The organism is Arthrobacter sp. V1I7 (assembly GCF_030817015.1).
In the GTDB taxonomy this organism is placed as follows: Bacteria; Actinomycetota; Actinomycetes; order Actinomycetales; family Micrococcaceae; genus Arthrobacter.
Window position 1 is genome coordinate 196,935 of record NZ_JAUSYS010000001.1, and the last position, 24,876, is coordinate 221,810.

26 protein-coding genes are annotated in these 24,876 nt (G+C 67.0%); 11 read left to right on the forward strand and 15 right to left on the reverse strand.

The window, feature by feature from the left end; all coding sequences use genetic code 11:
* Positions 1–33: 33 nt before the first annotated feature.
* Positions 34–1,032 carry a glycosyltransferase family 2 protein gene (locus QFZ69_RS00855; RefSeq protein WP_306914915.1) on the reverse strand — a complete coding sequence of 333 codons (999 nt, stop codon included), beginning with the start codon at positions 1,030–1,032 and terminating at the stop codon, positions 34–36.
* Between the two features lies 1 nt (position 1,033).
* A complete protein-coding gene (locus QFZ69_RS00860) occupies positions 1,034–1,885 on the reverse strand; it encodes a glycosyltransferase family 2 protein (protein ID WP_306999855.1) in 852 nt (283 codons plus the stop codon).
* Between the two features lie 550 nt (positions 1,886–2,435).
* On the opposite strand from QFZ69_RS00860, the gene QFZ69_RS00865 reads away from it, so the two are divergent.
* A complete protein-coding gene (locus QFZ69_RS00865) occupies positions 2,436–3,128 on the forward strand; it encodes a glycoside hydrolase family 16 protein (RefSeq protein WP_306999857.1) in 693 nt (230 codons plus the stop codon).
* 220 nt (positions 3,129–3,348) lie between these two features.
* A complete protein-coding gene (locus QFZ69_RS00870) occupies positions 3,349–3,894 on the forward strand; it encodes a YceI family protein (RefSeq protein ID WP_306914922.1) in 546 nt (181 codons plus the stop codon).
* Between the two features lie 19 nt (positions 3,895–3,913).
* Here the strand turns inward: QFZ69_RS00870 and QFZ69_RS00875 are convergent, their stop codons facing one another.
* Positions 3,914–4,309, reverse strand: coding sequence for a hypothetical protein (locus tag QFZ69_RS00875; RefSeq protein ID WP_306914923.1), 396 nt, complete (start codon positions 4,307–4,309; stop codon positions 3,914–3,916).
* 31 nt (positions 4,310–4,340) lie between these two features.
* The gene (locus tag QFZ69_RS00880; protein WP_306914925.1) at positions 4,341–4,499 is read right to left on the reverse strand and encodes an LPXTG cell wall anchor domain-containing protein; all 159 of its coding nucleotides are present in this window, start codon (positions 4,497–4,499) and stop codon (positions 4,341–4,343) included.
* Positions 4,500–4,630: 131 nt separating this feature from the next.
* On the opposite strand from QFZ69_RS00880, the gene QFZ69_RS00885 reads away from it, so the two are divergent.
* Positions 4,631–5,044, forward strand: coding sequence for a YccF domain-containing protein (locus tag QFZ69_RS00885; RefSeq protein ID WP_306914927.1), 414 nt, complete (start codon positions 4,631–4,633; stop codon positions 5,042–5,044).
* Positions 5,045–5,066: 22 nt separating this feature from the next.
* Positions 5,067–5,585, forward strand: coding sequence for an SRPBCC domain-containing protein (locus QFZ69_RS00890; RefSeq protein ID WP_306999859.1), 519 nt, complete (start codon positions 5,067–5,069; stop codon positions 5,583–5,585).
* Between the two features lie 4 nt (positions 5,586–5,589).
* On the opposite strand, the gene QFZ69_RS00895 is transcribed toward QFZ69_RS00890, so the two are convergent.
* The 3 genes from QFZ69_RS00895 to QFZ69_RS00905 form a co-directional block, all read right to left on the reverse strand.
* On the reverse strand, positions 5,590–6,459 hold the full coding sequence (locus QFZ69_RS00895; protein ID WP_306914929.1) for a DUF4031 domain-containing protein: 870 nt from the start codon (positions 6,457–6,459) through the stop codon (positions 5,590–5,592).
* 25 nt (positions 6,460–6,484) lie between these two features.
* On the reverse strand, positions 6,485–7,690 hold the full coding sequence (locus tag QFZ69_RS00900) for an AI-2E family transporter (RefSeq protein ID WP_306914931.1): 1,206 nt from the start codon (positions 7,688–7,690) through the stop codon (positions 6,485–6,487).
* 103 nt (positions 7,691–7,793) lie between these two features.
* Positions 7,794–9,125 carry an FAD-binding oxidoreductase gene (locus tag QFZ69_RS00905; RefSeq protein WP_306914933.1) on the reverse strand — a complete coding sequence of 444 codons (1,332 nt, stop codon included), beginning with the start codon at positions 9,123–9,125 and terminating at the stop codon, positions 7,794–7,796.
* 158 nt (positions 9,126–9,283) lie between these two features.
* Between QFZ69_RS00905 and QFZ69_RS00910 the strand changes: the two genes are divergently transcribed.
* Genes QFZ69_RS00910 through QFZ69_RS00925 form a run of 4 tightly spaced genes read left to right on the forward strand, consistent with a single transcriptional unit; the run spans position 9,284 to position 12,349 of the window.
* Positions 9,284–9,694: a molybdopterin-binding protein gene (locus QFZ69_RS00910; RefSeq protein WP_306914934.1), complete on the forward strand. Its 411-nt coding sequence runs from the start codon at positions 9,284–9,286 to the stop codon at positions 9,692–9,694.
* On the forward strand, positions 9,691–10,464 hold the full coding sequence (modA, locus tag QFZ69_RS00915; RefSeq protein ID WP_306914937.1) for a molybdate ABC transporter substrate-binding protein: 774 nt from the start codon (positions 9,691–9,693) through the stop codon (positions 10,462–10,464). Before QFZ69_RS00910 ends, modA begins: the two co-directional genes overlap by 4 nt.
* 17 nt (positions 10,465–10,481) lie before the next feature.
* Positions 10,482–11,297 (forward strand): ABC transporter permease, encoded by an 816-nt coding sequence (locus QFZ69_RS00920; protein WP_306919552.1) that lies wholly within the window; start codon positions 10,482–10,484, stop codon positions 11,295–11,297.
* Positions 11,294–12,349 carry a sulfate/molybdate ABC transporter ATP-binding protein gene (locus QFZ69_RS00925; RefSeq protein ID WP_306914939.1) on the forward strand — a complete coding sequence of 352 codons (1,056 nt, stop codon included), beginning with the start codon at positions 11,294–11,296 and terminating at the stop codon, positions 12,347–12,349. The genes QFZ69_RS00920 and QFZ69_RS00925 overlap by 4 nt, the downstream gene beginning before the upstream one ends.
* A 16-nt stretch (positions 12,350–12,365) precedes the next feature.
* Here the strand turns inward: QFZ69_RS00925 and QFZ69_RS00930 are convergent, their stop codons facing one another.
* The 7 genes from QFZ69_RS00930 to QFZ69_RS00960 all read right to left on the reverse strand — a co-directional run bounded on the left by QFZ69_RS00930 (position 12,366) and on the right by QFZ69_RS00960 (position 19,428).
* Positions 12,366–12,857: a carboxymuconolactone decarboxylase family protein gene (locus QFZ69_RS00930; RefSeq protein ID WP_306914941.1), complete on the reverse strand. Its 492-nt coding sequence runs from the start codon at positions 12,855–12,857 to the stop codon at positions 12,366–12,368.
* A gap of 206 nt (positions 12,858–13,063) precedes the next feature.
* Complete coding sequence (locus tag QFZ69_RS00935; protein WP_306914943.1) at positions 13,064–14,071, reverse strand: glycerate kinase; 1,008 nt, start codon at positions 14,069–14,071, stop codon at positions 13,064–13,066.
* Between the two features lie 4 nt (positions 14,072–14,075).
* Positions 14,076–15,008 (reverse strand): 3-keto-5-aminohexanoate cleavage protein, encoded by a 933-nt coding sequence (locus tag QFZ69_RS00940; RefSeq protein WP_306914944.1) that lies wholly within the window; start codon positions 15,006–15,008, stop codon positions 14,076–14,078.
* Positions 15,009–15,051: 43 nt separating this feature from the next.
* On the reverse strand, positions 15,052–15,816 hold the full coding sequence (locus QFZ69_RS00945; RefSeq protein WP_306914946.1) for an SDR family oxidoreductase: 765 nt from the start codon (positions 15,814–15,816) through the stop codon (positions 15,052–15,054).
* A 42-nt stretch (positions 15,817–15,858) separates the two neighbouring features.
* Positions 15,859–17,178, reverse strand: a complete 1,320-nt coding sequence (locus QFZ69_RS00950) for an MFS transporter (protein WP_306914948.1) — start codon at positions 17,176–17,178, stop codon at positions 15,859–15,861.
* Positions 17,179–17,300: 122 nt separating this feature from the next.
* Complete coding sequence (locus QFZ69_RS00955) at positions 17,301–18,359, reverse strand: LacI family DNA-binding transcriptional regulator (protein ID WP_306914949.1); 1,059 nt, start codon at positions 18,357–18,359, stop codon at positions 17,301–17,303.
* A gap of 484 nt (positions 18,360–18,843) precedes the next feature.
* Entirely contained in the window at positions 18,844–19,428 is a 585-nt protein-coding gene (locus QFZ69_RS00960) for a histidine phosphatase family protein (RefSeq protein ID WP_306914950.1), read from the reverse strand.
* A gap of 120 nt (positions 19,429–19,548) precedes the next feature.
* On the opposite strand from QFZ69_RS00960, the gene arfB reads away from it, so the two are divergent.
* Positions 19,549–19,971, forward strand: coding sequence for an alternative ribosome rescue aminoacyl-tRNA hydrolase ArfB (gene arfB, locus QFZ69_RS00965; protein WP_306914951.1), 423 nt, complete (start codon positions 19,549–19,551; stop codon positions 19,969–19,971).
* Positions 19,972–20,343: 372 nt separating this feature from the next.
* Positions 20,344–23,013: an ATP-dependent chaperone ClpB gene (gene clpB / locus QFZ69_RS00970; RefSeq protein ID WP_306914953.1), complete on the forward strand. Its 2,670-nt coding sequence runs from the start codon at positions 20,344–20,346 to the stop codon at positions 23,011–23,013.
* 118 nt (positions 23,014–23,131) lie between these two features.
* On the opposite strand, the gene QFZ69_RS00975 is transcribed toward clpB, so the two are convergent.
* Entirely contained in the window at positions 23,132–24,166 is a 1,035-nt protein-coding gene (locus QFZ69_RS00975) for a septum formation family protein (protein WP_306914955.1), read from the reverse strand.
* A gap of 288 nt (positions 24,167–24,454) precedes the next feature.
* On the opposite strand from QFZ69_RS00975, the gene QFZ69_RS00980 reads away from it, so the two are divergent.
* Positions 24,455–24,688 carry a DUF3073 domain-containing protein gene (locus tag QFZ69_RS00980; protein ID WP_306919553.1) on the forward strand — a complete coding sequence of 78 codons (234 nt, stop codon included), beginning with the start codon at positions 24,455–24,457 and terminating at the stop codon, positions 24,686–24,688.
* Positions 24,689–24,876: the final 188 nt, after the last annotated feature.

Below are 24,876 nucleotides of genomic sequence, written 5' to 3' on the forward strand. Positions count from 1 at the left end.
CAATCTTCGGAGCCCGGGGCTCATGCCTCTGCTTCATTGGACTTCCCTCCACAGTTCGTCCTGTGGCTTCACGGCGGTTTCCGCTGGCAGGGAACCGGCAGGCAGCCGGCGGCCGCGCAGATAACCGGTTGCAGTGGCTGCAAGCACGGCGAGGATCGTGCCCGCGCGGCTCAGGCCTGCAGGGTCCTTGCCCCGGATCCAGTCGCGGGTTCCGGCAAATACTGCCCGCGGCAACACCTGCCGGACGTAGCGCCGCTCCGGGCCCAGCGCGCGCTTGTGGCCCACGATCCGGCTGACCTGAGCTTTGGAGAGGCCCTCGGACCAGGAGCGTGCCAGCATGTAGCGCCAGGTGCCACGCTCGGCGGGGACGTGGTGGTGCACCAGGGCCGCAGGTTCGTAGACGACCCGGGATCCGGGGGCGCCCAGAACGGCTCGGATGCAGAGTTCCGTCTCTTCACAGCCGAGCGGAAGTCCGTCCTGGCGGCCCAGCGACGGGTTGAACCCGCCGACCCGGTCCAGGACTTCGGTGCGGAAAGACATGTTCGCGCCGATCACGTTGCGGACCTCAGCGGCGACCTTCGGCATGCCCCGGTAGGTGCAGCCGACGATCCAATCCACCTCTTCAGCGAAGTACCCCGGTCGGCCGGCCTCCCACCGCGGCTGGACCCGTCCGCCTACGGCCAGGACGTCCGGATCGTCGTACATGGCGGCCAGGCGTTCGAGCCAGTCCGGTGCGGCCTCGGCGTCGTCGTCGAGGAAAGCCACGACCTTGGCCTTCGCGACCGCGGCCCCGGTGTTGCGGGCGCCGGAAAGACCCTTGGGTCCGCTGTTTTCAATGATCACAACGTCGGGCACCGTGAAGATGAGGCGCTTGTACAGATCCATGTTGTAGTCGACGACGACGATCGTCTGCTGCGGGGGATGCGTCTGGGCCCGGACCGAGTCCAGTGCGCCCATCAACCTGTCCCATCGCTCCTCCGTGTAGGAGCAGATAACAACGGAAACGGTCGGGAATCCTGCGGCGGGGGACATCTTAGGCTCCCGGGCGCAATCCCAGAACACTCTGGGGATCCGTGGGGATGTGCGGGAACATGACACTCGGATACTTGTATTTGACCCGTCTCAGGGCTTCGGGCCTGGCCCCGGCCGTGGGGGCCTCCCAGCTGATACGTTCATGGGCGAGGGTCCGCAGCACGCGCCACCCGTCCCGGAAGGTATGGAGATTGGATTTCCCGGAGATGCGGCACAGCTCATGGCTCGGGACCTCAGCAATCCGCAAACCTGCCCTCGAGGCCCGGACAATCAGCTCCGTCTCGATTTCAAAGCCGTCGGACTGCAGCTCCAGGATCTCCACGCATTCCCGGCGCAGCGCGATGTATCCGTAGCAGAGATCGGAATAGTCGCTGTGCAGGACCGCGTTGGCGAGCCAGGTCAGCATGCGGTTGCCGGAGTTCCGTAACCTGGTAAGGTCATCCGAGCCGCCGCCCGTGACGTAGCGCGAGCCCTTCACGAAATCGTATTCGTGAAGGAGCGGTGTGACCAGCCAGCCGATTTCCTGCGGGTCCATGCTGCCGTCGCCGTCGAGCATGACGATGATGTCGCCGGACGCGGCGGCGAATCCTGCCCGAACCGCGTTGCCTTTGCCCGGGCGTGGCTCGGCAACAACTACGACGTCCAGGCGCAGTGCCCGGGCCACGTCGACGGTACTGTCCAGGGAACGGCCGTCGACGATTACAACTTCGTCCACATATGCCGGCATCCGGCGGAGCACCCACGGCAGATTCATGGCCTCATTGAGGGTGGGGATGACCACGCTCACTGATGGACCAGACTGGGGCGGCGTCGTTTGGGGGCGCAACTTGGGTTTGAGATTTGGGATGGACATCAGCCTCACCACTCAATGACGTAGTCTGCTGCCCCAACCACAGCTTGCCCTGAGCGCGAACCGGTAAGCGCAGCCATTTGGCTGGTGATTGTAGGCATTTAGGTATATTTCCCCCTGATAAATATTGCTCCCGCCACCTTTTAGAAACCTTGAGTTAAGTTGAATCTTTGAGTTTCTGGAAATCCGGGAAATTCCGACTGGTGACCAGGGGTACGCCTGACAAAATCTGTTGATTGCCAGGCTCCGTACGTGCGAGACTGACCGGATGCGGACATCAGCTCAAGGGGGCGCTGAACGAACTCGCGTCTGTAGCTCACGGTTCATGCTTGTTCCTGCCGTCGTCCTGGTTCTCCTGGGTTGCGGGGCCGATCCGAGCCCCCGGGTCGAGCGGCCGTTCAGCGCTGAGTCCGCCTCACCCCCCGGCGCAGCAACCGCTAGTCTCCCGCCTCTGACCCCGGCGGCCCCCCGCTCGCGCATACCGTCCCCCAATCCGTCCCGAACCACCGATGTGAACCCGGTAGGCGATCTGCCCGGGTGGAAGCACGTCTTTATGGAGGACTTCACCGCCGGTGACGTCCCGCTCGGCGCCTTCCCCGGCCCCCTGTACCGGGAGCGGTGGAGTGCGGGCTACAAGGACGGGACGCCGGACACGGCAGGCCAGGTCAGCGGTGGCAAGTCCGGCTACTATCCGACCAAAGTGCTCAGCGTCCAGAACGGCGTGCTGGACTGGTTCCTGCACTCGGAAAAGGGCATTTCCATGGGGGCTGCGCCTGCACCCAGGATTCCCAACGCGGCCAAGAATCCGCCGCGTGAAAACAGCCTCCTCTACGGGCGGTACTCAGTTCGCTACCGGGCTGACTCGATGCCGGGATTCAAGACGGCGTGGCTCCTATGGCCGGACAGCGGCATCTGGCCGCGGGACGGTGAGATCGACTTTCCCGAGGGCGATCTCGGCGCGACAATCACCGCGGCGGCCCATTTCATGTCCTTGGATCCAAAGCGTTTTGAACAGTTCTTCACGGACAAGTTCTCCACGGAATGGCACGTGGCCACGACGGAGTGGCGTCCCGGCCAGGTCGAGTTCTTCGTCGACGGCGTGTCCATTGGTGTCAGTACCACCGATGTACCGTCCACGCCAATGCACCTGATCCTGCAGACCGAGTCCTGTCTGCCGAACTGTCCGGCCCCCGCAACCCAGGGCCACGTCTTCCTGGACTGGATCAGCATCTGGGTGCCGGCCTAGCCGTCGGTTGCCGGCCGGGGGCTCGGGCAGGCCAGACTAAGTTGCGCCGGGTCATACACCAGCTGCCATATCACCTGGTTTCGGGAAGCAGGGGAACGGGACTTCCGGCTTCACTCCGTGAGGTCCTAGCCGGGAAACAGCCACGTCATTAGCATGCTCATTAAGGGAGTATCCCGATGACCGGCGGGTCCGATCCGCCACCCTCTCGAAGGAGACCGTTGTGACTCTGCCCGAAGGTTTGACCCCCGGCGTCTGGACGCTCGACTTGTCGCACAGCGAAATCGGATTCAGCGTCCGCCATGCCGGCATAAGCAAGGTCCGCGGCCGCTTCAACGAGGCTTCCGCCGAGGCCCACGTGGGGAATTCACTGGCGGACTCGAGCCTGCACGCGAGCGTCAAGACTGCCAGCTTTGATTCCGGCGACACCAATCGGGACGCGCACGTCCGCGGCCCCGACTTCTTCGACGTCGAGAATTATCCTGAGATGGCGTTCCGGGCCAAGGCCATCCGGGGCGACGGTGAGGACTATGTCCTGACCGGTGACCTGACGGTCCGCGGGATCACCAAACCCGTGGACCTCGAGGTCGAATACACCGGCGTTGCCGTGGATCCTTTCGGCGCCACCCGCGCGGGCTTCAGTGCCGAGGCGGAAATCAGCCGTAAGGAATTCGGGCTGACCTGGAACGCCGCGATCGAGGCCGGCGGACTGCTGGTCAGCGACAAGGTAAAGATCAATGTTGAAGCGGCCATGGTGAAGCAGGCCTAGCCGGCAGCACTGGAAGTGGTCAGAACAGCAGCAGGACCACGCCCCCGACCGTGGCGAGGGCACCGACCGCGGTGAAGATCCAGCCCACGATCCAGGCCGCATGGTCCCGTTTGGGCGGCGCCAGCCCCCAACGGGACGGGTGGCACACGTCGTAAAAGAGGACGACGTCGGCCCCGACCGCCAGCCCGTGGGCCTCGGCCGCGGGCAGCAGGGAGCGGTGGTCGGCGTCGTCGCGGTCCGTCCAGCGGTAACCCGTGAACCCGCCGGCGCTGATCACCTGGCCCGTGGTCTCGGCCCACTCGCACCGGCGCCGCAAGGAGATCCAGCCCCAGCCAAGGAGCGGCAGGCCCACGACGAACCCCACCCACGACATGACCTCGAGGATGGGGCCGAGGATGTCCCCCACGTTCGTCACCGGTTCGCCCCGAACTTCGTCAGCGGCGGCGTCAACGCAGTGAGCGCGAACGGCGCAGGAAGAACAGGACGCCGGCGCCTGCCAGGACCAGGAGGCCAACGTAGAGCAGGAACTGCACTGCCTCCACAACAAAACCCACCACCAGCAGGGCGAGGGCGATGATCAGGGCAAGCTTCAGGAGTGCAGGCATGATCCAAGTATTGTTCCGATCCGTGAGTTCGCAAAGCTCGCTGGACGCAGAGGGGTCTCGGGAAGCAATTCGGGGATTGTCCAGGGCCAACTCCTACGCCGGATCGGCGCCGGGCAGGAGAGAATGGAGCCATGAAGACACTGCTGAACATCATCTGGCTGCTCTTTGGCGGGCTCTGGCTCGCGATCGGATATTTCGTGGCCGGCATCGTCTGCTGCCTGCTCATCATCACCATTCCCTGGGGGCTTGCCTCCTTTCGGATCGCGTCCTATGCACTCTGGCCGTTCGGCCGCACGGTGGTGGACCGGCCCGGCGGAACGGGCGTGTTCTCGCTGCTCGGCAATGTGGTCTGGCTGCTCGTCGCCGGCATCTGGATGGCCGTCGGGCACGTGGTCACGGCCTTCGCCATGGCCATCACCATCATCGGTATCCCGTTGGCCATCGCCAACCTCAAGCTCATCCCGGTGTCCCTGATGCCACTGGGCAAACAGATCGTCCCGAGCGAGAGGCCCTTCGTAACCGCGTACAGCAAGGCCTACCGCTAGGCCTACAAGGAGGAAGACCGCAATGTCAGAACAGGCCAGCTCTGATGCCGCAAGCCCTGTACAGCAGGGACAGCGCCCGGGGGTGCTGACGGATGAGCTCATGCTCGTCATCACCCGCGAATTCCAGGTTCCGATCGATAAAGTGTGGTCGGCCTTGACGGATCCGGACCAGGCACCGGCCTGGTGGGGACCGCGCGGCTTCCGCACGCCGCGCGAGAGCATAGACACGGATCTGGAAATCGGCGGCTTTTACCGCGCCTGCATGATCCAGGGCAACACCGGACAGGAGCATTGGTGGAGCGGTGTCCACACCGACATCGAGCCGCCGAACCTGTTGGTCTTCACCCACGCCTGGGACAACCCGGACGGTACCCGCGGCTTCGAAACCGAGGTCACCTTCCAGCTGGAAGAGATCGACGGCGGCACACGGATGACGTTCACCCAGGGCCCCTTCGACACGCTGGACAACCGGGACGCCAACGGCGTCGGCTGGCGGGAATCATTCGACCGCCTGGCCGAGCACCTCCGTCCGAGGGTGTGACCGCTCAGGCGAGCTCGCCGCGCAAGTTCCGGCGGGCCGCCTCCAGCCAGAGCTCCCTGGCCCGGCCCGTGTGGAAGAGCGGGTCGAGGTCCAGCAGCCCGCGGACGACGGCGGCGCGACCGGCCGCGAAGTCCTGGTCGCCGATGTGGGCAAAATCCTGCCGGACCGCGGCCAGATAACGGGCGTAAGCGGCAGGTTCCCCGCCCAGCACGGACAGGTCCGCGTCGCTGAGCAGGGCTCCGGCGTCGTCTCCGGGCTCCGGGCGGTGGTCTGCCGTCAGCCGCACCAGCCTTGCAACCTCGTCCACCTCGACGGCGGGCAGCCCCGCATGGCGGAGCCGGTCCTCCGCCAGACGGGCGGACTCCTCTTCGTCCTGGCCGGCGATGCCGCGGTAGACGGCATCATGGAACCACGCGGACAGCACGACGGCGCGGGGCGGACGGGCCGGCTCCGACAGGAGGTCAAGCGCCTCCAGCACGGCGAGGAGGTGGGTGCGGCCGTGATAACGGCGGTGCTCCTCACCCCAGCGGTCCAAGAGGTCCAGGAAGAGCGCATCGTGGCCCGGGAGCACCTCGTTCCAGCGGGTCAGCAGCGGGAGCTTCAGTGAGCCGCTGCGCCGTCGGGCCGGGATCCGCAGGCCGCTGGCGATCAATTTGCGCACCAGGATCCGCCCCTCCACCGGGACGGCGCCGGCCGTGACGAGGGCATCGTACCGGTCCTCGGCGACGTCGTAGTGGTCGCCGTCGAACGCCCGTTCCGGAATGCCCGCGGCTGCCGCGAAGGCGTGAAGTTCCTCGAGCGAGGTGTCCGAAATCAGGTGCGAGAAGTGGGTGTCGTGGGCAGGCCAGAGCGGCGGGTCAAGGTAGACGGCCATGCTTGAAGTCTAATCCGCGGCCGGTTCAGCCGTGGCGGGCGTCGCCGGCCGCCGACTCGGCGTGCTCCTGCTCCAGCTGCTCCTCCGGAGTCCGCGCAGCTCGCGGCCTGGAGCGAACGCCTCCGCCCTTTTCGTTCAGGCGGGTCTCGTGCTCGGCCTCGATAATTGCCGCGGGGGTGATGGGGTCCTTGGAATTCCAGGCCTTGATCGCGGCCCAGGCGACAGCCACCAGAGGCACGGAGAGGATTGCCCCGACGATGCCGGCAAGGATGGTGCCGGCGGTGAGGGCCAGCAGGATGACCAGGGCGTGTACATTGAGCGCCTGGCCCATGACCACCGGCTGCAGGAAGTTCCCCTCCAGCTGATTGACGACAATCACGACGATGATGACGATCAGCGCGCTGGCCGGACCGTTGGCTACAAGGGCAACGAGCGCGGCGAGGACACCCGCCAGGGTGGCCCCGATCAGCGGGATGAACGCGCCGATGAAGACGATTGCTGCCAGCGGCAGTGCCAGCGGGACGCCCATCAGGACCAGTGCCAGGCCGATGAAGAACGAGTCCACCAGCGCCACGATCGCGGTACCGCGCACGTAGCCGCCGAGGACGTTGAGGCTTCGCTCGCCGACACGGCGCGCTTTCACGAGGTTCGGGCCCTTGAACGCCCGCAACACGAAGGCCCAGATGCGTTCGCCGTCCTTCAAGAGGAAGAACAGGATCACCGCCATGAGCAGGGCACCGGTGATGAAGTTGCCCGCCGCGCTGAGCCCGGAAATCGCCCCCGCCCCGACGGTGCTGCTCGTGGCGAAGTCCACGACGGCGTCGCGCGCCTGCTGGATCTGCTGGTCATCGACGGGGATGGGGCCGTTCCGGACAAAGGCGTAGACCCGGTCGAAACCCTCGCTGGCCTTGCTGGCCAGTTCGCCGGCCTGGCCCATAACGGCGAAGACGATGCCGGTGATCAGACCGCCGAAAGCCAGCAGGAGCAGCAGGAAGGAGGCGGTCGTGGCGATTGTGCCGGGCCATCCCTTGCGGCGCAGCCAGTGCACGAACGGCGCGATTGCGGCGGCCAGGATCAGCGCCAGCAGGGCCGGAATCACGACCAGCCGCACCTGGATCAGGGCGTAGACCACCACCACCGCCAGAACCACGAGTAAGAGGACCTGGGCTGTCCTGATACTGGCCCGGCCCAGGCCATCACTCCAAGGGGATGTCTTTTCCGGACTGCGCATGTTGTTGTGTCTCCCCTGTTGGTGGTCAAGTACGTACCAATCAACCGTCTCACGGGCACCGGGAAGCGGCCGCACTGCCTCCCCCGGACGAGGCGAGGGGCCGTCAGGTGGCAGGCAGGATGTTCTGGTTGCCACGGAAGGTGTTGCCCGGATCGAATTCCCGTTTTACCCTCGCCAGCCGCTGGTAGTTTTCGTCGCCGTAGGCTGCGCGGATCCGGGCCTGCCCTTCGTCGCCGATGAAGTTCAGCCAGACACCGCCGGTTGCGTAGGGGGCAATATCCCGGCGGAACCGCTTGACCCAGGCCTTCGCCTCCTGCCCGCCCTCCGGCGTGTCGCCCAGGCCGAACGGGTGGCTCACCCAGCTGGCACTGCGGTTCAATAAGGGAGTAGCCGCTGCGGCAGGGCCTCCGACCGCCCCACCCCAGCGGGCTATCATCTGCTGGGAACTCGGCCCGGGCAGGCTGCCGGCGGAGTCGATGATGACGTCCAGGGCGGCGTCGGACAGCTCGTCGTGATAGTCCGCGCTCCAATAGTTGTACTTGCCCGGCGGGTCATCGAGGGAACACTGGAAGTCTGCGTAGCCCGTATCCTCGACCAGGTCCACGGCAGGGCCCAGCGCCCGGTAGGCCCTGGCGTGTTCCGCACCTTCCGCGGCGTCCCCGGCGTACAGGTAGACCACGAACACCGCCATCTTGCCCACCATGTTCGGGGGCACAAAGGATTCCGGCGGGGCGATCCCGTAGATCAGGGTGGCGGACTCCTCGTTGGGGGCGGCGAGGGCAAGCTCCCGGTAGGCGCGGCTGACTTCGGCGGCGGCGTCCCCGGGCCACATGAGCAGTCCCGCGTGAACCTTCGGTCCGAGCCGGTGCAGACCGAAGGTGAACGACGTGGCGACGCCGAAGTTTCCGCCGCCCCCGTGCAGGGCCCAAAACAACTCGGGGTTCTCCCGGGCGCTGGCTGTGACCTCTTCCCCGGCAGCCGTGACCAGGTCCACGGAGATCAGATCGTCGCAGGCGAAACCGAAGGCGCGCTCCAGCCAGCCCGACCCGCCCCCGAGGGTGAAACCAGCGAGGCCCGTCGTCGACACCCGGCCGCCGGTGAGGGCGAGGCCATGCTCCTGCGTGGCGCGGTCAAACTCCCCGCAGGTGAGGCCGGTGCCGACCGTGGCGGTGCGCGCCTCCGGATCCACCCGGACGGACTTCATCGGCCGCACGTCCACCACCAGGCCGCCGTCGTTCAACGACATGCCGGCCACGGAATGACCGCCGGCCCGGACGGCGACGTCCAGACTGTTGACATCAGCATATTTCAGCGCCTCGGCCACCTCGGCCGGGCTGCTGCACTGGGCGATGACCGCCGGGCGGCGGTCGATCATGGCGTTGAACAGTGTCCGGGCCTCGTCATAGTCCGGGCTGTCAGGTTTGATCCACTTCATGGCCTGCTCCTAGGCGACCAAGGCTCCACCCCTTCCAAATGCTACGGCTGGAGCGGCCGCGCGGCTATGGCCACCCCGGGGGCGGGGCGGGGCACCGATGATCCGGTTTGCGGAGTAATTGTGTACTGAAGACCGCAAATGCGGGTTAGTCTTGGCTCATGCCTAATATCCGCGTTTCCGAGGCCGCCCGGTTCCTGGGCGTCAGCGATGACACGGTGCGGCGCTGGACCGAGAACGGAAGTCTGACGGCGCTCAGGGACGACTCCGGCCGGCTTGCGGTGGACGGCCTGCAGCTCGCGAAGCTGGCCCGGGAGCAGGCGCAGCTGCCGGATGATCCGGCCCGGGCGGGCAGCTCCGCACGGAACCGGTTCGTCGGACTGGTTACCGCCATCACCGCCGACACCGTCATGGCGCAGGTGGAGCTGCAGTGCGGTCCCTTCCGGGTGGTGTCCCTGATGAGCAGCGAGGCCGTGCGGGACCTGGGCCTGGAGCTGGGTTCCGTCGCGACCGCCGTCGTCAAGGCCACCACGGTGATCATCGAGACGCCGAGGGGCAAGGGTGTCGTATGAGGCGCGTCCTGAAAGCCGCCGCCGTGCTGCTGGCGGGGTCGCTGGCGGCCGGGCTCGGAGGCTGTGCCACACCAGCCGACGATGGCGCCGGTAAGATACTCACGGTTTTCGCGGCAGCCTCGCTTCAAGGACCCTTCACGTCGATCGCCGCGGCATTTGAGGAGCAGTATCCGGGCATCGCCGTGAGGCTCAGCTTCGCCGGTTCCTCGGACCTGGTCACCCAGCTCAGCCAGGGCGCGCCCGCGGACGTCTTCGCCTCGGCCGATGCCAGGAACATGGCCGGACTCCAGGACGCCGGACTGGTCGAAGGCGCACCGCAGGACATCGCCACGAACATCCTCACCATCGCTGTGCCGCCGGCCAACCCCGCGACGATTGGCTCGTTCGCGGACCTCGCCAACCCGGGGGTGAAACTGGTCATCTGTGCGAGCCAGGTTCCGTGCGGTGCTGCCACCAAAACGGTCGAGAGGGAAACCGGTGTCGTCCTTAAGCCGGTCAGCGAGGAGGCCTCCGTCACCGACGTCCTGGGCAAGGTCAGTTCCGGGGAGGCCGACGCCGGCCTGGTCTACGCCACGGACGTCTTGGCCGCCGGCGGCAAAGTCAAAGGCGTGCCCTTTGCCGAGGCGGGCAAGGCCGTGAACACCTACCCGATCACCGCCCTCCACACGAGCAGGAACAAGGACCTCGCGGCCGCCTTTATTGCCGCGGTCACCGGCCCGGACGGCCGGAAGATCCTGACCGACGCCGGTTTCGGCACCCCCGGCCCGTGAACCCGCGCCGGGTCAGTATGTACAGCGGCATCCCGCCGTGGGTCATGGCGATCGCAGCCGTCGGGGCCCTGTTCGTGCTCCTGCCGCTCGCGGCCATGGCGACCCGGGTCAACTGGGCCCAGTTCATCCCGCTGATCACCTCGGACGCCTCGCTCACGGCCCTGGGCCTCAGCCTCCGCACCGCGGCCGCAAGTACCGTGCTCTGCGTGCTGTTCGGGGTGCCGCTGGCCCTGGTGCTGGCCCGCGGCGACTTCCCCGGCCAGCGCCTGCTGCGTTCCTTCGTCCTCCTGCCGCTCGTGCTGCCCCCGGTCGTGGGCGGGATTGCCCTGCTCTACACCTTCGGCCGGCAGGGGCTCTTGGGCAAAAGCCTGGAAGTGGCCGGACTACAGATCGCATTCTCGACGACGGCGGTGGTTTTGGCCCAGACCTTTGTGGCCCTGCCGTTCCTCGTGGTCAGCCTTGAGGGGTCGCTGCGCTCGGCCGGCAGCCGCTATGAGGCCGTGGCCGCAACCCTCGGGGCGTCCCCCACCACGGTGCTGCGCCGGGTCACGGTGCCGCTGGTCCTGCCCGGCCTTGCTTCCGGGGCGGTGCTGTCCTTCGCCCGGAGCCTGGGCGAGTTCGGCGCCACTCTCACCTTCGCGGGCAGCCTGCAGGGCGTCACGCGGACCCTCCCGCTGGAGATCTACCTGCAGCGGGAGACCGACGCCGATGCCGCCGTCGCGCTCTCCCTGGTGCTCGTCGCCGTCGCGGTGATTGTCGTCGGGCTCTCGTACCGGCCTCCGGCGGCCGCCGGTATCCGCAGTTCGGCGCTCGGGCAGCGGGTGCCTTCATGACGTTCACCGTCGACGCTTCGCTCGCCGCGCGCGGTTTCGAGATCTCGCTCAGCCTGGGCCCGGCCGAGACGGTTGCCGTGCTCGGCCCAAACGGCGCCGGAAAATCCACCCTGCTCGCGGTGATCGCGGGCCTGCTCCGCCCGGACGCCGGCCGGGCCAAGGTGGACGGCAAACTGCTGTTCGATCTTCAGCAGGGGACGCCGGCTGGCATCTGGACGGCGCCGCACCGCCGCGGGACAGCCCTGCTGGCACAGGAGGCCCTGTTGTTCCCGCACCTGAGCGCCCTCGAAAACGTGGCTTTCGGCCCCCGGAGCGCGGGCATTCCCAGGGGGGAGGCGCATGCAGCCGCCCGGCGCTGGCTCGCCGAGGTCGGCGCCGGCGATCTTGCCGCACGCCGCCCGGACGAGCTGTCCGGCGGCCAGGCCCAGCGCGTGGCGGTGGCCCGGGCGTTCGCGGCCAACCCGGAGGTTCTGCTGCTGGACGAGCCGATGGCGGCATTGGACATCCACGCCGCGCCGCTGCTGCGTCGGCTGCTCCGGCGGGTTCTTGCCGGCAGGCGGGCCATCATTGTTACCCACGATGTGCTGGATGCCTACATGCTGGCGGACCGGGTGATCGTGATGGAGCAGGGCCGGATCACCGAGCAAGGCCCAACCCGGGAGCTGCTCCGGCGCCCGCGCAGCAGCTTCGCCGCCGGACTCGCCGGGCTGAACCTGGTCTCCGGAACGGTGACGCCGACAGGGATCCGTTCCCCCGAGGGCCTCGAGTTCGCCGGCCTGCACGACGCCCCGCCGGTTGCCGGACAGTCCGGCGTGGCGGCATTCCCGCCGTCGGCCGTGTCCGTGTTCCTGAGCGAGGCGCACGGCAGCCCCCGGAACTCGTACAAGGTGACCGTCACCGACCTGGAACCGCACGGGGACCAGATCCGGGTCCGTGCCGGGGAACTGTCCGCGGACGTCACGCCTGCTGCCTCTGTGGACCTCGGCCTGGCGCCAGGGCTCGAAGTCTATTTCGTGGTCAAGGCCGCGGCCGTGGCCATCTATCCGGCGTAGCGGCCGATTCCCCCTGTTAGTCGCGGGCGCTGCGGACCGGGTGCTCGCTGACGATCGAGACCCGGTTGAACGCGTTCATCGCGATCGCCAGCCAGCTCACGGCCGAGAATTCCTGGGCGCTGAGGTGCTTCCGGGCCGCGGACCCTTCGCGCTCGCGGGCGTGGGCATCGGAGATGTTCGTGACCGCCTCCGCCAGGGTCAGCGCGGCGCACTCCTTTTCGGTGAAGAGGTCGGTGTCCCGCCAGGCGGGCAGGACGGCGAGGCGCTGGGCGGATTCGCCGTTCTTCACCGCATCGCCGACATGAAGGTCGAGGCAGTAGGCGCAGCCGTTGATCTGCGACATGCGGACGTTCAGCAGCTCAATGAGGGTCCGGTCCAGGCCCGCCTCCTCGGCGGCTTCCTTGACTTTCAGCCCCAGCCCGTTCAGCGCCCGCCAGACGGCAGGGTGCTCCTTGTCCAGAAAGACGGATCGGGTGGTGTGGTGCTGCGCTTCCGATGTCTCATCCATGCTCAAAAGATTACCCGCGACAAACATTAAAAAAAGTACGTGACAAATTTGTCATATCTGTGACAGGATACCTGAACAGTGATATCCCCTGCGGGAGCGGTTCCCCCGACCCCTCCCATGGAACTGGTCCGCCGACATCGGCCCAGCCCCCAGCAATCGACGGTCGGCTCCTTGGGGGGGCCGACCGTCGAATGGGTTTAACGGGGCTAACGAGGTTTGGCGGGCATGGCGGCGGGCCGGGCCGGCAACGCCACGAGCCGGGCTCCGGCGGTGACCATCGCGGCCGCGTCACTGGCGACCATAACGTCGTCGAAGTTGCCGGCGTAGTCGCCCAGATCGGAGCCCATGGAGCCGACGACGGCGTAAACGCGCTTCGCGCCGCACCTGGCGAGAATCGCCGCGATGATCTTTCCCTGACCGGTTTGGGAATCCAGGCGGCCCTCTCCGACCACTACCGCGCTGCAGGCGGCCACGTGCAGGTCGAAGTCCAGGAGGTCCAGCACAAAGTCCGCGCCGGAGACCAGGGCAGCCCCGTAACGTGCCCACATGCCGCCGGAGAATCCTCCGGCGGCCCCGGTCCGGTCCACGGTCCGCGGGTCGCGGCCGTGATCGCGGAGGAAGACTCTGGCCTGCTTCTCAAGCCGGTCGGTAAGTATGTCCACCGTGGCCGGATCGGCGCCCTTCTGCGCCGCGAAGACCCGTGCGGCGTCGCCGAACCGGGTGGTGACGTCGCTCAGAACCACCACGTCCGCGCCGCGGAGCCCGCCGAGTTCCTCGATCGCAGCGATGGCGCCGGCGCCGCCGTCGGTTGTCGCGGAACCGCCAGAGGCCACAAGGATACGCTGTGCTCCCAGCCGGGCGGCTTCGGCCATCAGCACACCAGTGCCATAGGTGCTGGCGCCCACTGGATCCCGATCCCGGCTGGAGCGAAGATTGAGCCCGCTGGCCATGGCAAGCTCGACGACGGCGGTGCCGTCCGCGGTCAGGCCGATCTCGGCCAACAGGGCGTCGCCCCACGGTCCGACGGTGCTCACATCGACCGGTCGGGCGTCGAGGCCCCGGACCAGCACGTCAAAGGTTCCCTCGCCGCCGTCGGCCACCGGCAGTTCGGTGGCGTCGCCACCGGCGGAGCGTATACCGGCCGCAATGTGTCGGGCAACCTCGACGGCGGTGAAGGTCCCCTTGAAGCTGTCAGGGGCAACCAGGATGCTCATCCGCTCAGAAACCCACCTTGTCGCGGCCCTTGAGCTGCAGCATTTCCCGGGCCTCGTCCGGGGTGGCGACCTCGAAGTTGAGGGCCTCGAGGATGGTGCGGATCCGGGTGACCTGCTGGGCGTTGGACGTTGCCAGCTGTCCGGGGCCGATCCAGAGTGAGTCTTCCAGCCCGACCCTGACGTGTGAACCCATGGCTGCGCCGATCGTGGCCAACGGCATCTGGTTCTTCCCGGCGCCCAGGATGGACCATTCGTAGTCCGCGCCGAGCAACCGGTCCGCGGTGCGGCGCATGTGCATCAGGTCCTCCGGGTGGGCGCCGATTCCGCCGAGCAGGCCGAAAACGGACTGGACGAACAACGGGCCCTTGGCCAGGCCGCGGGCGTGGAAGTGCGCGAGATTGTTCAGGTGCGAGATGTCGTAGCACTCGAATTCGAAGCGTGTGCCGTTCTCGTTGCCGATGCCCAGGATGGTCTCGATGTCCTGGAAGGTGTTCTTGAAGACGAGGTCGCGGCTCTTTTCGAGGCCTTCCCGCTCCCAGTCGTGGCCGAACTCGTTAAAACGGTCCAGCATCGGGTACAGGCCGAAATTCATCGAACCCATGTTGAGCGACGCGAGCTCGGGCTTGAACAGGGCCGCGGGCTGCATCCGCTCTTCCACGGTCATGTGCGGGGATCCGCCGGTGGTGATGTTGATGACGGCGTCGGTGTTGCGCTTGAGCTTGTCCAGGATCGGGGCGAAGTGCTCCGGTTCCTGGGAAGGCCGCCCGTCCTTGGGATCACGGGCGTGCATGTGCACAATGGCGGCTCCGGCCTCGGCGGCGCCGATGGCGGCGTCGGCGATCTCATCGGGGGAGACCGGAAGGTACTTGGACATGGAGGGGGTATGGATGGCGCCGGTAACGGCGCTGGTGATGATGACTTTGCGGGCAGCAGCCATGGAAGAACTCCTTAGTTGGACCGAAATTTCCGGGTGGGCTGGATCAGTAGAGCTTCTCGGTGTTGCCGTCAACAGCCAGGGCCTGGCCGTTGACGTTGCGGGCCAGGTCGCTGGCGGCGAAGGCGGCCATATTGGCGATGTCCTCGGCTTCGATCAGCCGTCCCAGCGAGGACTGGTTGTGGTAGAGGTCGGAGACCTGGTCCTCCGGCAGGCCCAGCATCTGCGCTTTGGCTGCGATGACCGCGTCGATCCGGGGGCCGTTGACGGCTCCGGGGCAGATCGCGTTGACCCGGATCCGGTCGGGGCCAAGTTCAATCGCCAGGGTCTTGGTCAGCCCGACGACGGCCCACTTCGACGCCGAATATGCGCTGCGCCCTGCCATGCCCAGCCGCCCGGCGGCGGAGGAGAGGTTCACGATCGAGGCTTCCCGGCCCTGCCGCAGCATCGGTAGGGCGTGCTTGATGCAGAAGAACTGGCCGTGGATATTGACGTCGAAGGTCGCTTTCCAGGCCGCCGTGTCCAGCGATTCGAGGGGCCCGGTGGGACCTGCGATGCCGGCGTTGTTGACGAGGACATCCAGCCCGCCCAGTTCGTCCTGGACCAGGGCCATGAGTTCGCGGACATGCTCCTCGTCGGAGACGTCGCTGACAGCGGCAGCGAGTCCGTTGACGCGTGCCTTTTCGACGGCTTCAGGGTCGATGTCCGTGACGAAGACGGCGGCGCCGAGCTGCTGGAACTTGTCGGCGATGGCTAGGCCGATGCCGTTGGCTCCGGCGGTGACCAGCACCCTTTTTGAGCTGAAATCCATGAATATTTCCTTGGGTTGGGGTGGTGGGATGAGGCGGGTGCCTTAGTGGGCGGCCGCGGCGAGCTGGGGCTTTTCGGTGCCCCGCTTGAGCATCAGCGAGAGCAGGGCACCGATGATGCACATACCCACGATGAACCAGAGCCCGGCGAGCTTGGAACCGGTGACGTCCTGCATCAGTCCCATCACATACGGGCCAAGGAAACCGCCGCAGAGGCCGATGGTGTTGACGAACGCGATGCCGCCGGCGAGGGCGGCACCGGTGAGCCTGGTGGCCGGGTAGGTGAAGAGGATCGGCTGCAGGGCGAAGAAGTTGAAGGCGGCGAGGCAGAATCCGATCATGCCGAGCACGGGGCCGCCGACGGCACCGAGGGCGAAGCCGGAGACGATGCCGATCATCGTTCCGGTGACGAGCAGGCGGGAGCGCCGGCCGTCGGTGGCGAACCGCGGAATCAGCAGGGCGCCGGCGGCGGAGAAGATCCACGGAATCGCCGTCAGCAGGCCGATCTGCAGCGGGTTGAGCTTGCCGTATGTGCCGATGATGGAGGGCAGGAAGTAGGACAGCGCGTAGACGGCGATCTGGTGGGTGAAGTAGATGCCGACCACCAGGAGGATCTGCTTGTCCTTGAGGACATCGCGGAGGCGGTGGTTTCCGGACGCTTCGGCCCCGGCCTTCTCCTCGGCGGCGATTCGGGCTTCGAGGTCGGTGGCTTCTTCCAGGGTGAGGAACGTTGCCTGGGTGGGCCGGTCCGGGAGCTTCTTCCAGACAACGTAGGCGAGGATACAGGCGGGCAGGCCTTCGATGATGAACATCCACTGCCAGCCGTGCAGGCCGCCGAAGCCGTCCATGGTGAGCAGCAGGCCGCCGAGAGGTGCGCCGACGATGTTGGCGATGGAAACGCCCAACAGGAACATGCCGTTGGCTTTCGCACGGTCCTTCACCACGAACCACTGGGTCAGGAAATACATGACTCCGGGGAAGAGCCCCGCCTCTGCCACGCCCAGCAGCATCCGCATGATGTAGAAGGACCATTCGCCCTGCACGAAAGCCATGCAGGCGGAGATGATGCCCCACGTGATCATGATCCGCATGATCCAGAAACGGGCGCCCACCTTGTGCATGATCAGGTTCGACGGGATCTCCGAGAGGGCATAGGTGAGGAAGAACAGCCCGGCTCCAATGCCGTAGGCGGTGGCGGAGATGCCGAGGTCAATCTCCAGCCGGTCCTTGGCCATGCCGATGTTCGTGCGGTCCAGGAACGCCATGATGTAGGCGCCGATGAGCAACGGCATGACTCTGCGGAGGATCACACCGTTTATTTCCCTAGGCGTGCGCATCTTCGTTGGTGCGGATACAACTGACATGGTTCTTCGTCCTTGAATTGGTGGTCAGGGCTGGTGGATGGGCGGTTCGTGGGCAGCCCGGAAGCCGGGCAACGCGGTAGGAGCCAGGGTGGCCGGCCGGAGGAGTGGGGCGTTGGCGGGGACTAGCGGGCGGGAGGGGTGCAGCCGCAGGTCCGCCCGATATGCAGGCGGTGCCGGCACACCTTGGAGCTGTAGGTGCTGGAGGGCGCTTCGATGCGTTTGAGCAGCATGGCGAAAGCCGCGTGGGCCATTTCCTGCTGCGGTTGGACGATGCTGGTCAGGTTGATGAGCCCGGACCGGCTGTGCGGGAGGCCGTCGCAGCCGGCGACGGCGACGTCCTCGGGAATGCGGAGTCCCTGGGCCAAGGCGTATTCCATGACGCCAATGGCGAGTTCGTCACTCCCGCACACGACGACCCTCGGTGGTGTCCCGGCGGAGAAGAGACGCTCGGCCGCCAGCCGTCCGCCTTCGTTGTTGACCCGCGTGCTGATCTTGCGGTCACCGCTGATGGTGATCCCAGCGGCAGCGGCCGTGCGGACGAACGCCTGTTCCCGGGCCAGCGAGGCGGTGGAGAAGCGCGGGCCGATCACAGTGGCGATCTCCGTGAAACCATGGCTCAGCATGTGCTGCATCAGCGTCGTCGCTGCGGCGTCGTCGTCGATCCCGACAAAGTCGGAATCGAGGAAGTCCGCCCGGCGCGAGAGGCAGACGTAGGGAATCCTCGCCGACCTGAGGGTACGGAGCGCGGTGGCGTCGTCCCGGAGTGACGCGGCCAGGATGATGCCGTCCACGTTGCGGTGCGCGAGGGTCGATGTGACCTGGGCGAGCACGTCGGGATCGTCCTGGGTGGTAGCGACGAACACTTCATAGCCGGACTCGGCTGCAGCGGAAATAATGCCCTGGGCCCACCGCGGAAACATGGGATTAATGATGTTCGGCAGGATCAGGCCGATCACCCGGGTCCGTTGAACATCGGTGGACTGCGAGGACTTACGGGGCCTGAAGCCCAACTCGTTTGCAACGTGGATGATGTGCCGGCGGGTTTCCGGCGAAACGCCGCCCTTGCCGTTGAGAACGTAGGATACGGCGGCGGAGGAGACCCCTGCTGCCCGGGCCACAGCCGCGGCCGATACCTGCGGGGTGGGCCGGTCTGCGGCAACACTTGTGGCGTTTCTGCGCATCCCGGCACTCCTTCGCGTCGTTGTTGGTTCCTGTGACCTCAGTTACATTAGGGACGCGGAACAGTGTTAAGCAACGTTAAGTGATTTTCCTGCCGCGCCTGCCGGTTTTTCAGTAGGCCTGGCTGCCAGAAGGCGGGGATGGTGAGACCTGGACCATCGAGGCCGCGGCCAGCCTGCTCGAGAATCGGATCAATGCTCAGGGTCGGGTGGATGAGCAGAAGGTTTACGTCGCGCTGGACCCGCTGGAGCGGGTTCGAAAGCCCGTGGGCGTTCCCTCCTGATCCCCCATGATCAGGCTGACGGCTCCCGACAGGCAGCTTGGCTTTCCACATCCATACTGGCGGGCGGTGAGGGGCCGGCGCAGCTATGCCGTGGAGCCGTCCAGATGCGCGTCCCTGATTGGCGATGCTCCGGTCAAATAGCGGTTGACCGGAGCATCAGTCCTTTCTGCCTAGCTGAACCTTAGAGTTGGCGGGAGGCCGGGTTAGCTCTTTGCGGCAGCCAAGTCCCGCTCGCCGTTGAAGTATTCGAGCTGCCAGCCGTCGACGGCATGGTGGTGCGCCAGGTTAAGCACCGCATTGTCAATGCTCTGCAGGGTGCGGCCGATCGCCCGGCTGAGGCTGACGCGGAGGAGCGTGCCGTGGGCGACGACCAGCACGCGGCGGCCGCGGAACTCCTCGGCCAGTGCTTCCAGCGAGTTCAACCCGCGGGATGCTGCCTCGTCCTCGCTTTCTGCGCCGCGGAAACCACCGGGGATGCGGAGTGCGTCCAATTCGGGGCCGGCCTGCAGGCCCTCCGCTGGTCCGAAGCTACGCTCGGTGAGCTCAGGCACGTGCCGCGCCACGTTGAGCCCCAGCCCTGCGGCAATGAGGTTGGCGGTTTCTGCGGCGCGGCTCAGGGGCGAGGAGATGATCGCATCCCACTCGTGGCCGGAAAGAAAGGCGACGGCGTCGCGCGCCTGGCCGCGGCCGACGTCGTTGAGTGGAATGTCGGTGGATCCCTGCAGCCGGCGCTGAGCGTTCCAGTCTGTCTGGCCATGGCGGACAAGGGCGAACGTCGTAAGGGTCATGCTTCCCATTCTGCCCTGACAGCGAACGGGCACCGGAATTGCGGCTACGTGAGACCGCGTGCGGGGCTTTGATCGCGACCAGGGGCTTTGATCGCGACCATATCGTGCAACGCTAGATGCATGGATCTGGAGGTGTCGCCCGCGCTCACGATTCCCACGTCGGAACTCGGCTGGCGGTTCTCGCGTTCGTCCGGGCCAGGCGGTCAACACGTCAACACCACGGATAGCCGGGTCGAACTCTCGTGGAACGTCGCAGACTCGGCGGCGCTTTCGGAGGACCAACGGCAGATGCTCATCGGGCGACTCGGACGACGTCTCATCGCCGGCGTGATCACTGTGACCGCCTCCGAGCAGCGCTCTCAGCTGCGCAATCGCGAGACCGCCCTGGCCAAGCTCGCCGACGTCGTGGCAGAGGGTCTTGCTCCGGAAGCTGCTCCCCGCCGCGCGACCAAACCCACTCGGGGCTCGAACCGTCGACGCCTCGCCGCAAAGGAACAGCGGGCGGCGACCAAACGGCAACGACAGCGGCCGTCCGCCGAGTAGCGTCGGCGCCGCGCGGGGACATGTCCATTCCTGCGGCCGAGCCCATCGGGACATGTCCATTCCTCCGGGCAAATGTTTGGGGACATGCCCACTCGCTGATCCCGAGGATGGGCATATTGGGATTATGTCCAACGGTCCGAGCTTGCGGGGGGCATGTCCGCTCCCGCGGCCCGGTCCGGCAGGACATGTCCAGCGGAGCCAAGCACTCCCCGGCGCCGCCGCCCCGGCCGCCCGGCCGCCGCCCCCTGCCGCACCGCCAAGGTCTAGACAGCGGTTTCGCCGTGGGCAAACATGGAGCCAAGGGTGTCCGTGTCAGAGTTGAGTCGGGTAGACTCAAGTTTGACACCAGCACCATTCCGGAAGGAGCTCTCTTTGGACGCCAAATTCACCACCAAGAGCCAGGAGGCTCTTTCGGCCGCCGCGATGAATGCCTCGACGGCAGGGAACCCGCAGCTCGAGCCTGCCCACCTGCTCAAGGCGCTCATGGACCAGCGGGAAGGTGTCGCTGTCTCGCTCCTCCGGGCCACGGGGACGGACCCGGATGCGGTCAGTGTCCAGGCGAGCAGTGCCATCAAGGCACTCCCCTCCACGTCCGGCAGTTCCGTGCAGCAGGCCCAGCTGTCCCGGACCGCCATGCAGGCCATCAAGAACGCCCAGAACGAGGCCGAGCGGCTCGGCGATACCTTCGTCTCCACCGAGCACCTGCTGCTCGGGCTCGCTGCCGGGAGCGACGCCGTCGGCAAGCTGCTGCGCGACGCCGGCGCCTCCCACGAGGCGCTGATCGCCGCCCTGCCCGGGGTCCGCGGCGACCGCAAGGTGGACAACGCGGATCCGGAAAACACCTTCCAGGCGCTGGAGAAGTTCGGCACCGACCTCACGGCGATCGCCCGCTCGGGCAAACTGGACCCGGTGATCGGCCGCGACGCGGAGATCCGCCGCATCATCCAGGTCCTCAGCCGGCGCACCAAGAACAACCCGGTGATCATCGGCGAGCCTGGCGTCGGCAAGACCGCCGTCGTCGAGGGCCTTGCCCAGCGGATGGTGGCCGGTGACGTGCCGGAGAGCCTGCGCGGGAAGACCCTGATCGCCCTGGACCTCGCCTCAATGGTGGCCGGGGCCAAGTACCGAGGCGAGTTCGAGGAGCGTCTCAAGGCGGTGCTGGAGGAGATCAAGAACTCCGAGGGCCAGATCGTCACCTTCATCGACGAGATCCACACCGTGGTGGGGGCGGGCGCCACCGGGGACAGCTCGATGGATGCCGGCAACATGCTCAAGCCGATGCTGGCCCGCGGCGAACTCCGCCTGATCGGTGCCACCACCCTGGACGAATACCGCGAGCACATTGAAAAGGACCCGGCCCTGGAGCGCCGCTTCCAGCAGGTCTACGTCGGGGAGCCGAGCGTGGAGGACACCATCGGCATCCTGCGCGGGCTCAAGGAACGTTACGAGGCGCACCACAAGGTCGCCATCGCCGATTCCGCCCTGGTCGCGGCGGCTGCGCTGTCCAACCGCTACATCACGGGCCGGCAGCTCCCGGACAAGGCGATCGACCTCGTCGATGAGGCCGCATCGCGGCTCCGGATGGAGATCGATTCGGCCCCCGAGGAAATCGACCAGCTGCGCCGGGCCGTGGACCGGCTCACGATGGAGGAACTGGCCCTGGCCGGCGAATCGGATGCCGCGTCGATGGAACGCCTCGCTGCCCTGCGCAAGGACATGGCGGACAAAAAGGAAGAGCTTGCCGCGCTCAACGCCCGCTGGGAGGCCGAGAAGGCCGGGCTGAACCATGTCGGGGACCTCAAAGCCCGGATCGATGAGCTGCGGTCGGCCGCGGAGAAGTACCAGCGCGAGGGTGACCTCGAGGCCGCCTCCCGCATCCTCTACGGAGAACTCCCCGCCCTCGAGCGGGAACTGAACGCCGCCGCCGAGGCCGAGTCCGCCCGGGTGGCTGGCGGCGGCGCCAAACAGGAGCTCATGGTGGCCGACGAGGTCACGGCGGACGACATTGCCGAAGTGATCTCCGCCTGGACCGGCATCCCTGCCGGGCGCATGCTGCAGGGCGAAAGCCAGAAACTGCTGGAGATGGAGAGCGTCCTGGGGGAACGGCTGATCGGCCAGCAGAAGGCCGTAGCCGCCGTGTCCGACGCCGTGCGCCGCGCCCGCGCCGGCATCAGCGATCCCAACCGCCCCACGGGGTCCTTCCTGTTCCTGGGCCCCACCGGCGTCGGCAAGACCGAACTGGCCAAGGCCCTCGCGGACTTCCTGTTCGACGACGAACGCGCCATGGTGCGGATCGACATGTCCGAATACTCGGAGAAGCACTCCGTGGCCCGGCTCGTCGGTGCGCCTCCCGGCTACGTCGGCTATGAGGAGGGCGGCCAGCTCACCGAGGCGGTCCGCCGCCGGCCGTACTCGGTGCTGCTGCTGGATGAGGTCGAGAAGGCCCACCCGGAGGTCTTCGACATCCTGCTGCAGGTGCTCGACGACGGCCGGCTGACCGACGGCCAGGGCCGCACCGTCGACTTCCGCAATGTGATCCTGGTGCTGACCTCAAACCTGGGCAGCCAGTTCCTGGTGGACCCCGGCCTGGACGCCGCCGCCAAGCGGGAGGCCGTGATGGCCACCGTGCATGCCTCGTTCAAGCCGGAGTTCCTGAACCGGCTGGACGAGGTGGTGCTGTTCGATCCGTTGACCGTCGAAGAACTCTCCCGGATCGTGGAGCTGCAGGTCAAGGAACTGGCCGAACGCCTCAAGGGCCGCCGGCTTAACCTCGAGGTCACGGAAGGTGCCCGCGCCTGGCTGGCCGTGACCGGGTTCGACCCGGCCTACGGGGCCCGTCCGCTGCGCCGCCTGGTCCAGCGCGAGATCGGCGACCGGCTGGCCAAGGCCATCCTCGCCGGCGGAATCATGGACGGGGACACCGTGGTAGTGGACACCGCCCCGGATCTGATGGAGCTCACCATGGGCGGTGCGGAAGCCCCGGACTGGCCCGACGGCGGTGCCGCCACCGGGGGCGGGCTGTCGGTGCGCCGCAAGGGGTAAGGCCGAGCTGCGGCAACCGCCCGCGGGAGCAGTAGGAGCTGCGCGAACAAAGAAAAAGGCCGCCCGGGATTGTCGTCCGGGCGGCCTCCGGCGTGTTCCACTTCGCCGGCCGGGGGAATTATGGCAGCAGGGTTTCGTTGATCACGTTGCCGGTGTTCACGACGACATAGCAGTCCACGCGGCGGTCGCCCTTTTCCCAGCTGGAGGAACTCGGGTAGGCGAGCCTGTAGCTCAGGTCGTAGCCGCCGGACTTGTCCGCCAGGGGAGCGGCCTTGCAGGCGTCGCGGGCCCGCTGTTTCAGCTCGTTCCTGCCGGGGTAGGCGTCCGGGGCGGCGTACTGCTCGATTGCGACGAGCTGGGCGGAATGCCCGGTGTCGCAGGCCACCACCGTGGACTGCGGCGCGTCGGGATCGAAGTCCTTGAAACAGTCGCCGAGCCGGAAGTCCAGCGGGCTCACGCTTTCGAGCGGAAGCGGCCCGCGGCTGGCCGGAGCGGACGGCGCCGCAGAGGGCGTGGGTGAGCTTGCCGCCTCGGACGGCTTAGTGCCGCCCAGGGTCGAGGCAAGCAACCAGACCAGGAGTCCGACGACGACGAGCACGACCGCCGCCGCGCCGATCCGCGGAAGGCTCTGGCGCCGGACCCAGCGGCCCAGCCGGACGGTGTTCGCCGAAACCAGCTTGGCTGCAGCGGCCATCGCCGCCATCGCCATCGCGGCGACCGGGGCGCCCGCGGCAGCGCTGCTCCCGGCCGTCGTCTTGGCCATCTCGGGACCTGCCGCGGGCGCAGGGGCTTCGGCGTCCTCCAGCGGCGGCACGGCCTGCGGGGCGCCCGAGGGGCCGGTTTTCCCGACCTTCGGCGCTGCTGCCCGGACGACCTTCGGCGCTGCCGCCCGGACGACCTTCGGCGCTGCCGCCGGCGCGACTATCCGCGTCGCCGAGGTGGGCGGCGTCGACGGCTTGGGCGGGATGGCCCCGGGCGCTGTCCCGGAACCGGCCGGAGCAGGGGAGGGAGCAGGGGAGGTGGCCGGGCCATCGGCAGGGCTGGAAACGGGCGGCGGGGGCGGGGCTGCGGGCGTTGACCGCCCGCCGGGATTACCGGCAGGGGGAACCTCAGGCGTTCCGGCGTCGCCGTGCCTTGCGTTCTCTTCGGTCACTGAGAATTCACCACTTTCCTGCGTTTTTGCCGTGGCGGGACGCCCGGCGTTGTGGCTGGTTTCGGGAAGTCCACTCCGAAACTCTATCTAAGAAGAGGGCCGGGCGGCGTGCCTCCGCTCACTGGCAGGGCTGTCGCCGGCGCCGAACCGTCCACAGCAGCGGTGGTGGCGAGCAGTTGGGCCCGAAAGCATGTAATCTAGGTGTACGACAAATTGACCAAACATTCCGGGGCCTCACTAACGCCAATGGTGACCACCTCCGGTCCGAGTACAAAAGGGGGTCACGCCATGGGGCGCGGCCGTCAAAAGGCAAAAGCTACCAAGCAGGCTCGGGATATTAAGTACTATTCCCCGAACACTGACTACTCTGCGCTTCAGCGTGAGCTCAAGAGCTCTGAGGGTCGTGCACCGAGTCATTTCTCGAGTGAGCCAATTGAGCCGGATTATTCGGCTTATGTGGATAAGTACGCGGACGATGTGGAAGAGGACGACGACGAGGTAGATTCCCGTCGGATAGGTTAGTCGACACTTCTTTCCGGCATCCCGTCGGTATCGGGTTGCCGGCCACTTATTTTCAGGCCCGCAGGCCACGCCCTCCTAGGGCGTGGCCTGCGGGTCTTTTTTCTGCCCGGGCCGGGCCGCTACGAACGCCTATCCGGCAGGCTTCCATCGAAACGGCGGAGCCGGGACGTGTTGTCCATGTGCCCGGG

What these genes read in the sequence shown, in the direction of transcription:
- QFZ69_RS00855 (WP_306914915.1), bottom strand. Translation starts at nt 1,032, where the DNA reads ATGTCCCCCGCCGCAGGATTCCCGACCGTTTCCGTTGTTATCTGCTCC.
- QFZ69_RS00860 (WP_306999855.1), bottom strand. Translation starts at nt 1,885, where the DNA reads ATGTCCATCCCAAATCTCAAACCCAAGTTGCGCCCCCAAACGACGCCG.
- QFZ69_RS00865 (WP_306999857.1), top strand. Translation starts at nt 2,436, where the DNA reads ATGGAGGACTTCACCGCCGGTGACGTCCCGCTCGGCGCCTTCCCCGGC.
- QFZ69_RS00880 (WP_306914925.1), bottom strand. Translation starts at nt 4,499, where the DNA reads ATGCCTGCACTCCTGAAGCTTGCCCTGATCATCGCCCTCGCCCTGCTG.
- QFZ69_RS00885 (WP_306914927.1), top strand. Translation starts at nt 4,631, where the DNA reads ATGAAGACACTGCTGAACATCATCTGGCTGCTCTTTGGCGGGCTCTGG.
- QFZ69_RS00890 (WP_306999859.1), top strand. Translation starts at nt 5,067, where the DNA reads ATGTCAGAACAGGCCAGCTCTGATGCCGCAAGCCCTGTACAGCAGGGA.
- QFZ69_RS00895 (WP_306914929.1), bottom strand. Translation starts at nt 6,459, where the DNA reads ATGGCCGTCTACCTTGACCCGCCGCTCTGGCCTGCCCACGACACCCAC.
- QFZ69_RS00900 (WP_306914931.1), bottom strand. Translation starts at nt 7,690, where the DNA reads ATGCGCAGTCCGGAAAAGACATCCCCTTGGAGTGATGGCCTGGGCCGG.
- QFZ69_RS00905 (WP_306914933.1), bottom strand. Translation starts at nt 9,125, where the DNA reads ATGAAGTGGATCAAACCTGACAGCCCGGACTATGACGAGGCCCGGACA.
- QFZ69_RS00910 (WP_306914934.1), top strand. Translation starts at nt 9,284, where the DNA reads ATGCCTAATATCCGCGTTTCCGAGGCCGCCCGGTTCCTGGGCGTCAGC.
- modA (WP_306914937.1), top strand. Translation starts at nt 9,691, where the DNA reads ATGAGGCGCGTCCTGAAAGCCGCCGCCGTGCTGCTGGCGGGGTCGCTG.
- QFZ69_RS00920 (WP_306919552.1), top strand. Translation starts at nt 10,482, where the DNA reads ATGTACAGCGGCATCCCGCCGTGGGTCATGGCGATCGCAGCCGTCGGG.
- QFZ69_RS00925 (WP_306914939.1), top strand. Translation starts at nt 11,294, where the DNA reads ATGACGTTCACCGTCGACGCTTCGCTCGCCGCGCGCGGTTTCGAGATC.
- QFZ69_RS00930 (WP_306914941.1), bottom strand. Translation starts at nt 12,857, where the DNA reads ATGGATGAGACATCGGAAGCGCAGCACCACACCACCCGATCCGTCTTT.
- QFZ69_RS00935 (WP_306914943.1), bottom strand. Translation starts at nt 14,071, where the DNA reads ATGAGCATCCTGGTTGCCCCTGACAGCTTCAAGGGGACCTTCACCGCC.
- QFZ69_RS00940 (WP_306914944.1), bottom strand. Translation starts at nt 15,008, where the DNA reads ATGGCTGCTGCCCGCAAAGTCATCATCACCAGCGCCGTTACCGGCGCC.
- QFZ69_RS00945 (WP_306914946.1), bottom strand. Translation starts at nt 15,816, where the DNA reads ATGGATTTCAGCTCAAAAAGGGTGCTGGTCACCGCCGGAGCCAACGGC.
- QFZ69_RS00950 (WP_306914948.1), bottom strand. Translation starts at nt 17,178, where the DNA reads ATGTCAGTTGTATCCGCACCAACGAAGATGCGCACGCCTAGGGAAATA.
- QFZ69_RS00955 (WP_306914949.1), bottom strand. Translation starts at nt 18,359, where the DNA reads ATGCGCAGAAACGCCACAAGTGTTGCCGCAGACCGGCCCACCCCGCAG.
- QFZ69_RS00960 (WP_306914950.1), bottom strand. Translation starts at nt 19,428, where the DNA reads ATGACCCTTACGACGTTCGCCCTTGTCCGCCATGGCCAGACAGACTGG.
- arfB (WP_306914951.1), top strand. Translation starts at nt 19,549, where the DNA reads ATGGATCTGGAGGTGTCGCCCGCGCTCACGATTCCCACGTCGGAACTC.
- QFZ69_RS00980 (WP_306919553.1), top strand. Translation starts at nt 24,455, where the DNA reads ATGGGGCGCGGCCGTCAAAAGGCAAAAGCTACCAAGCAGGCTCGGGAT.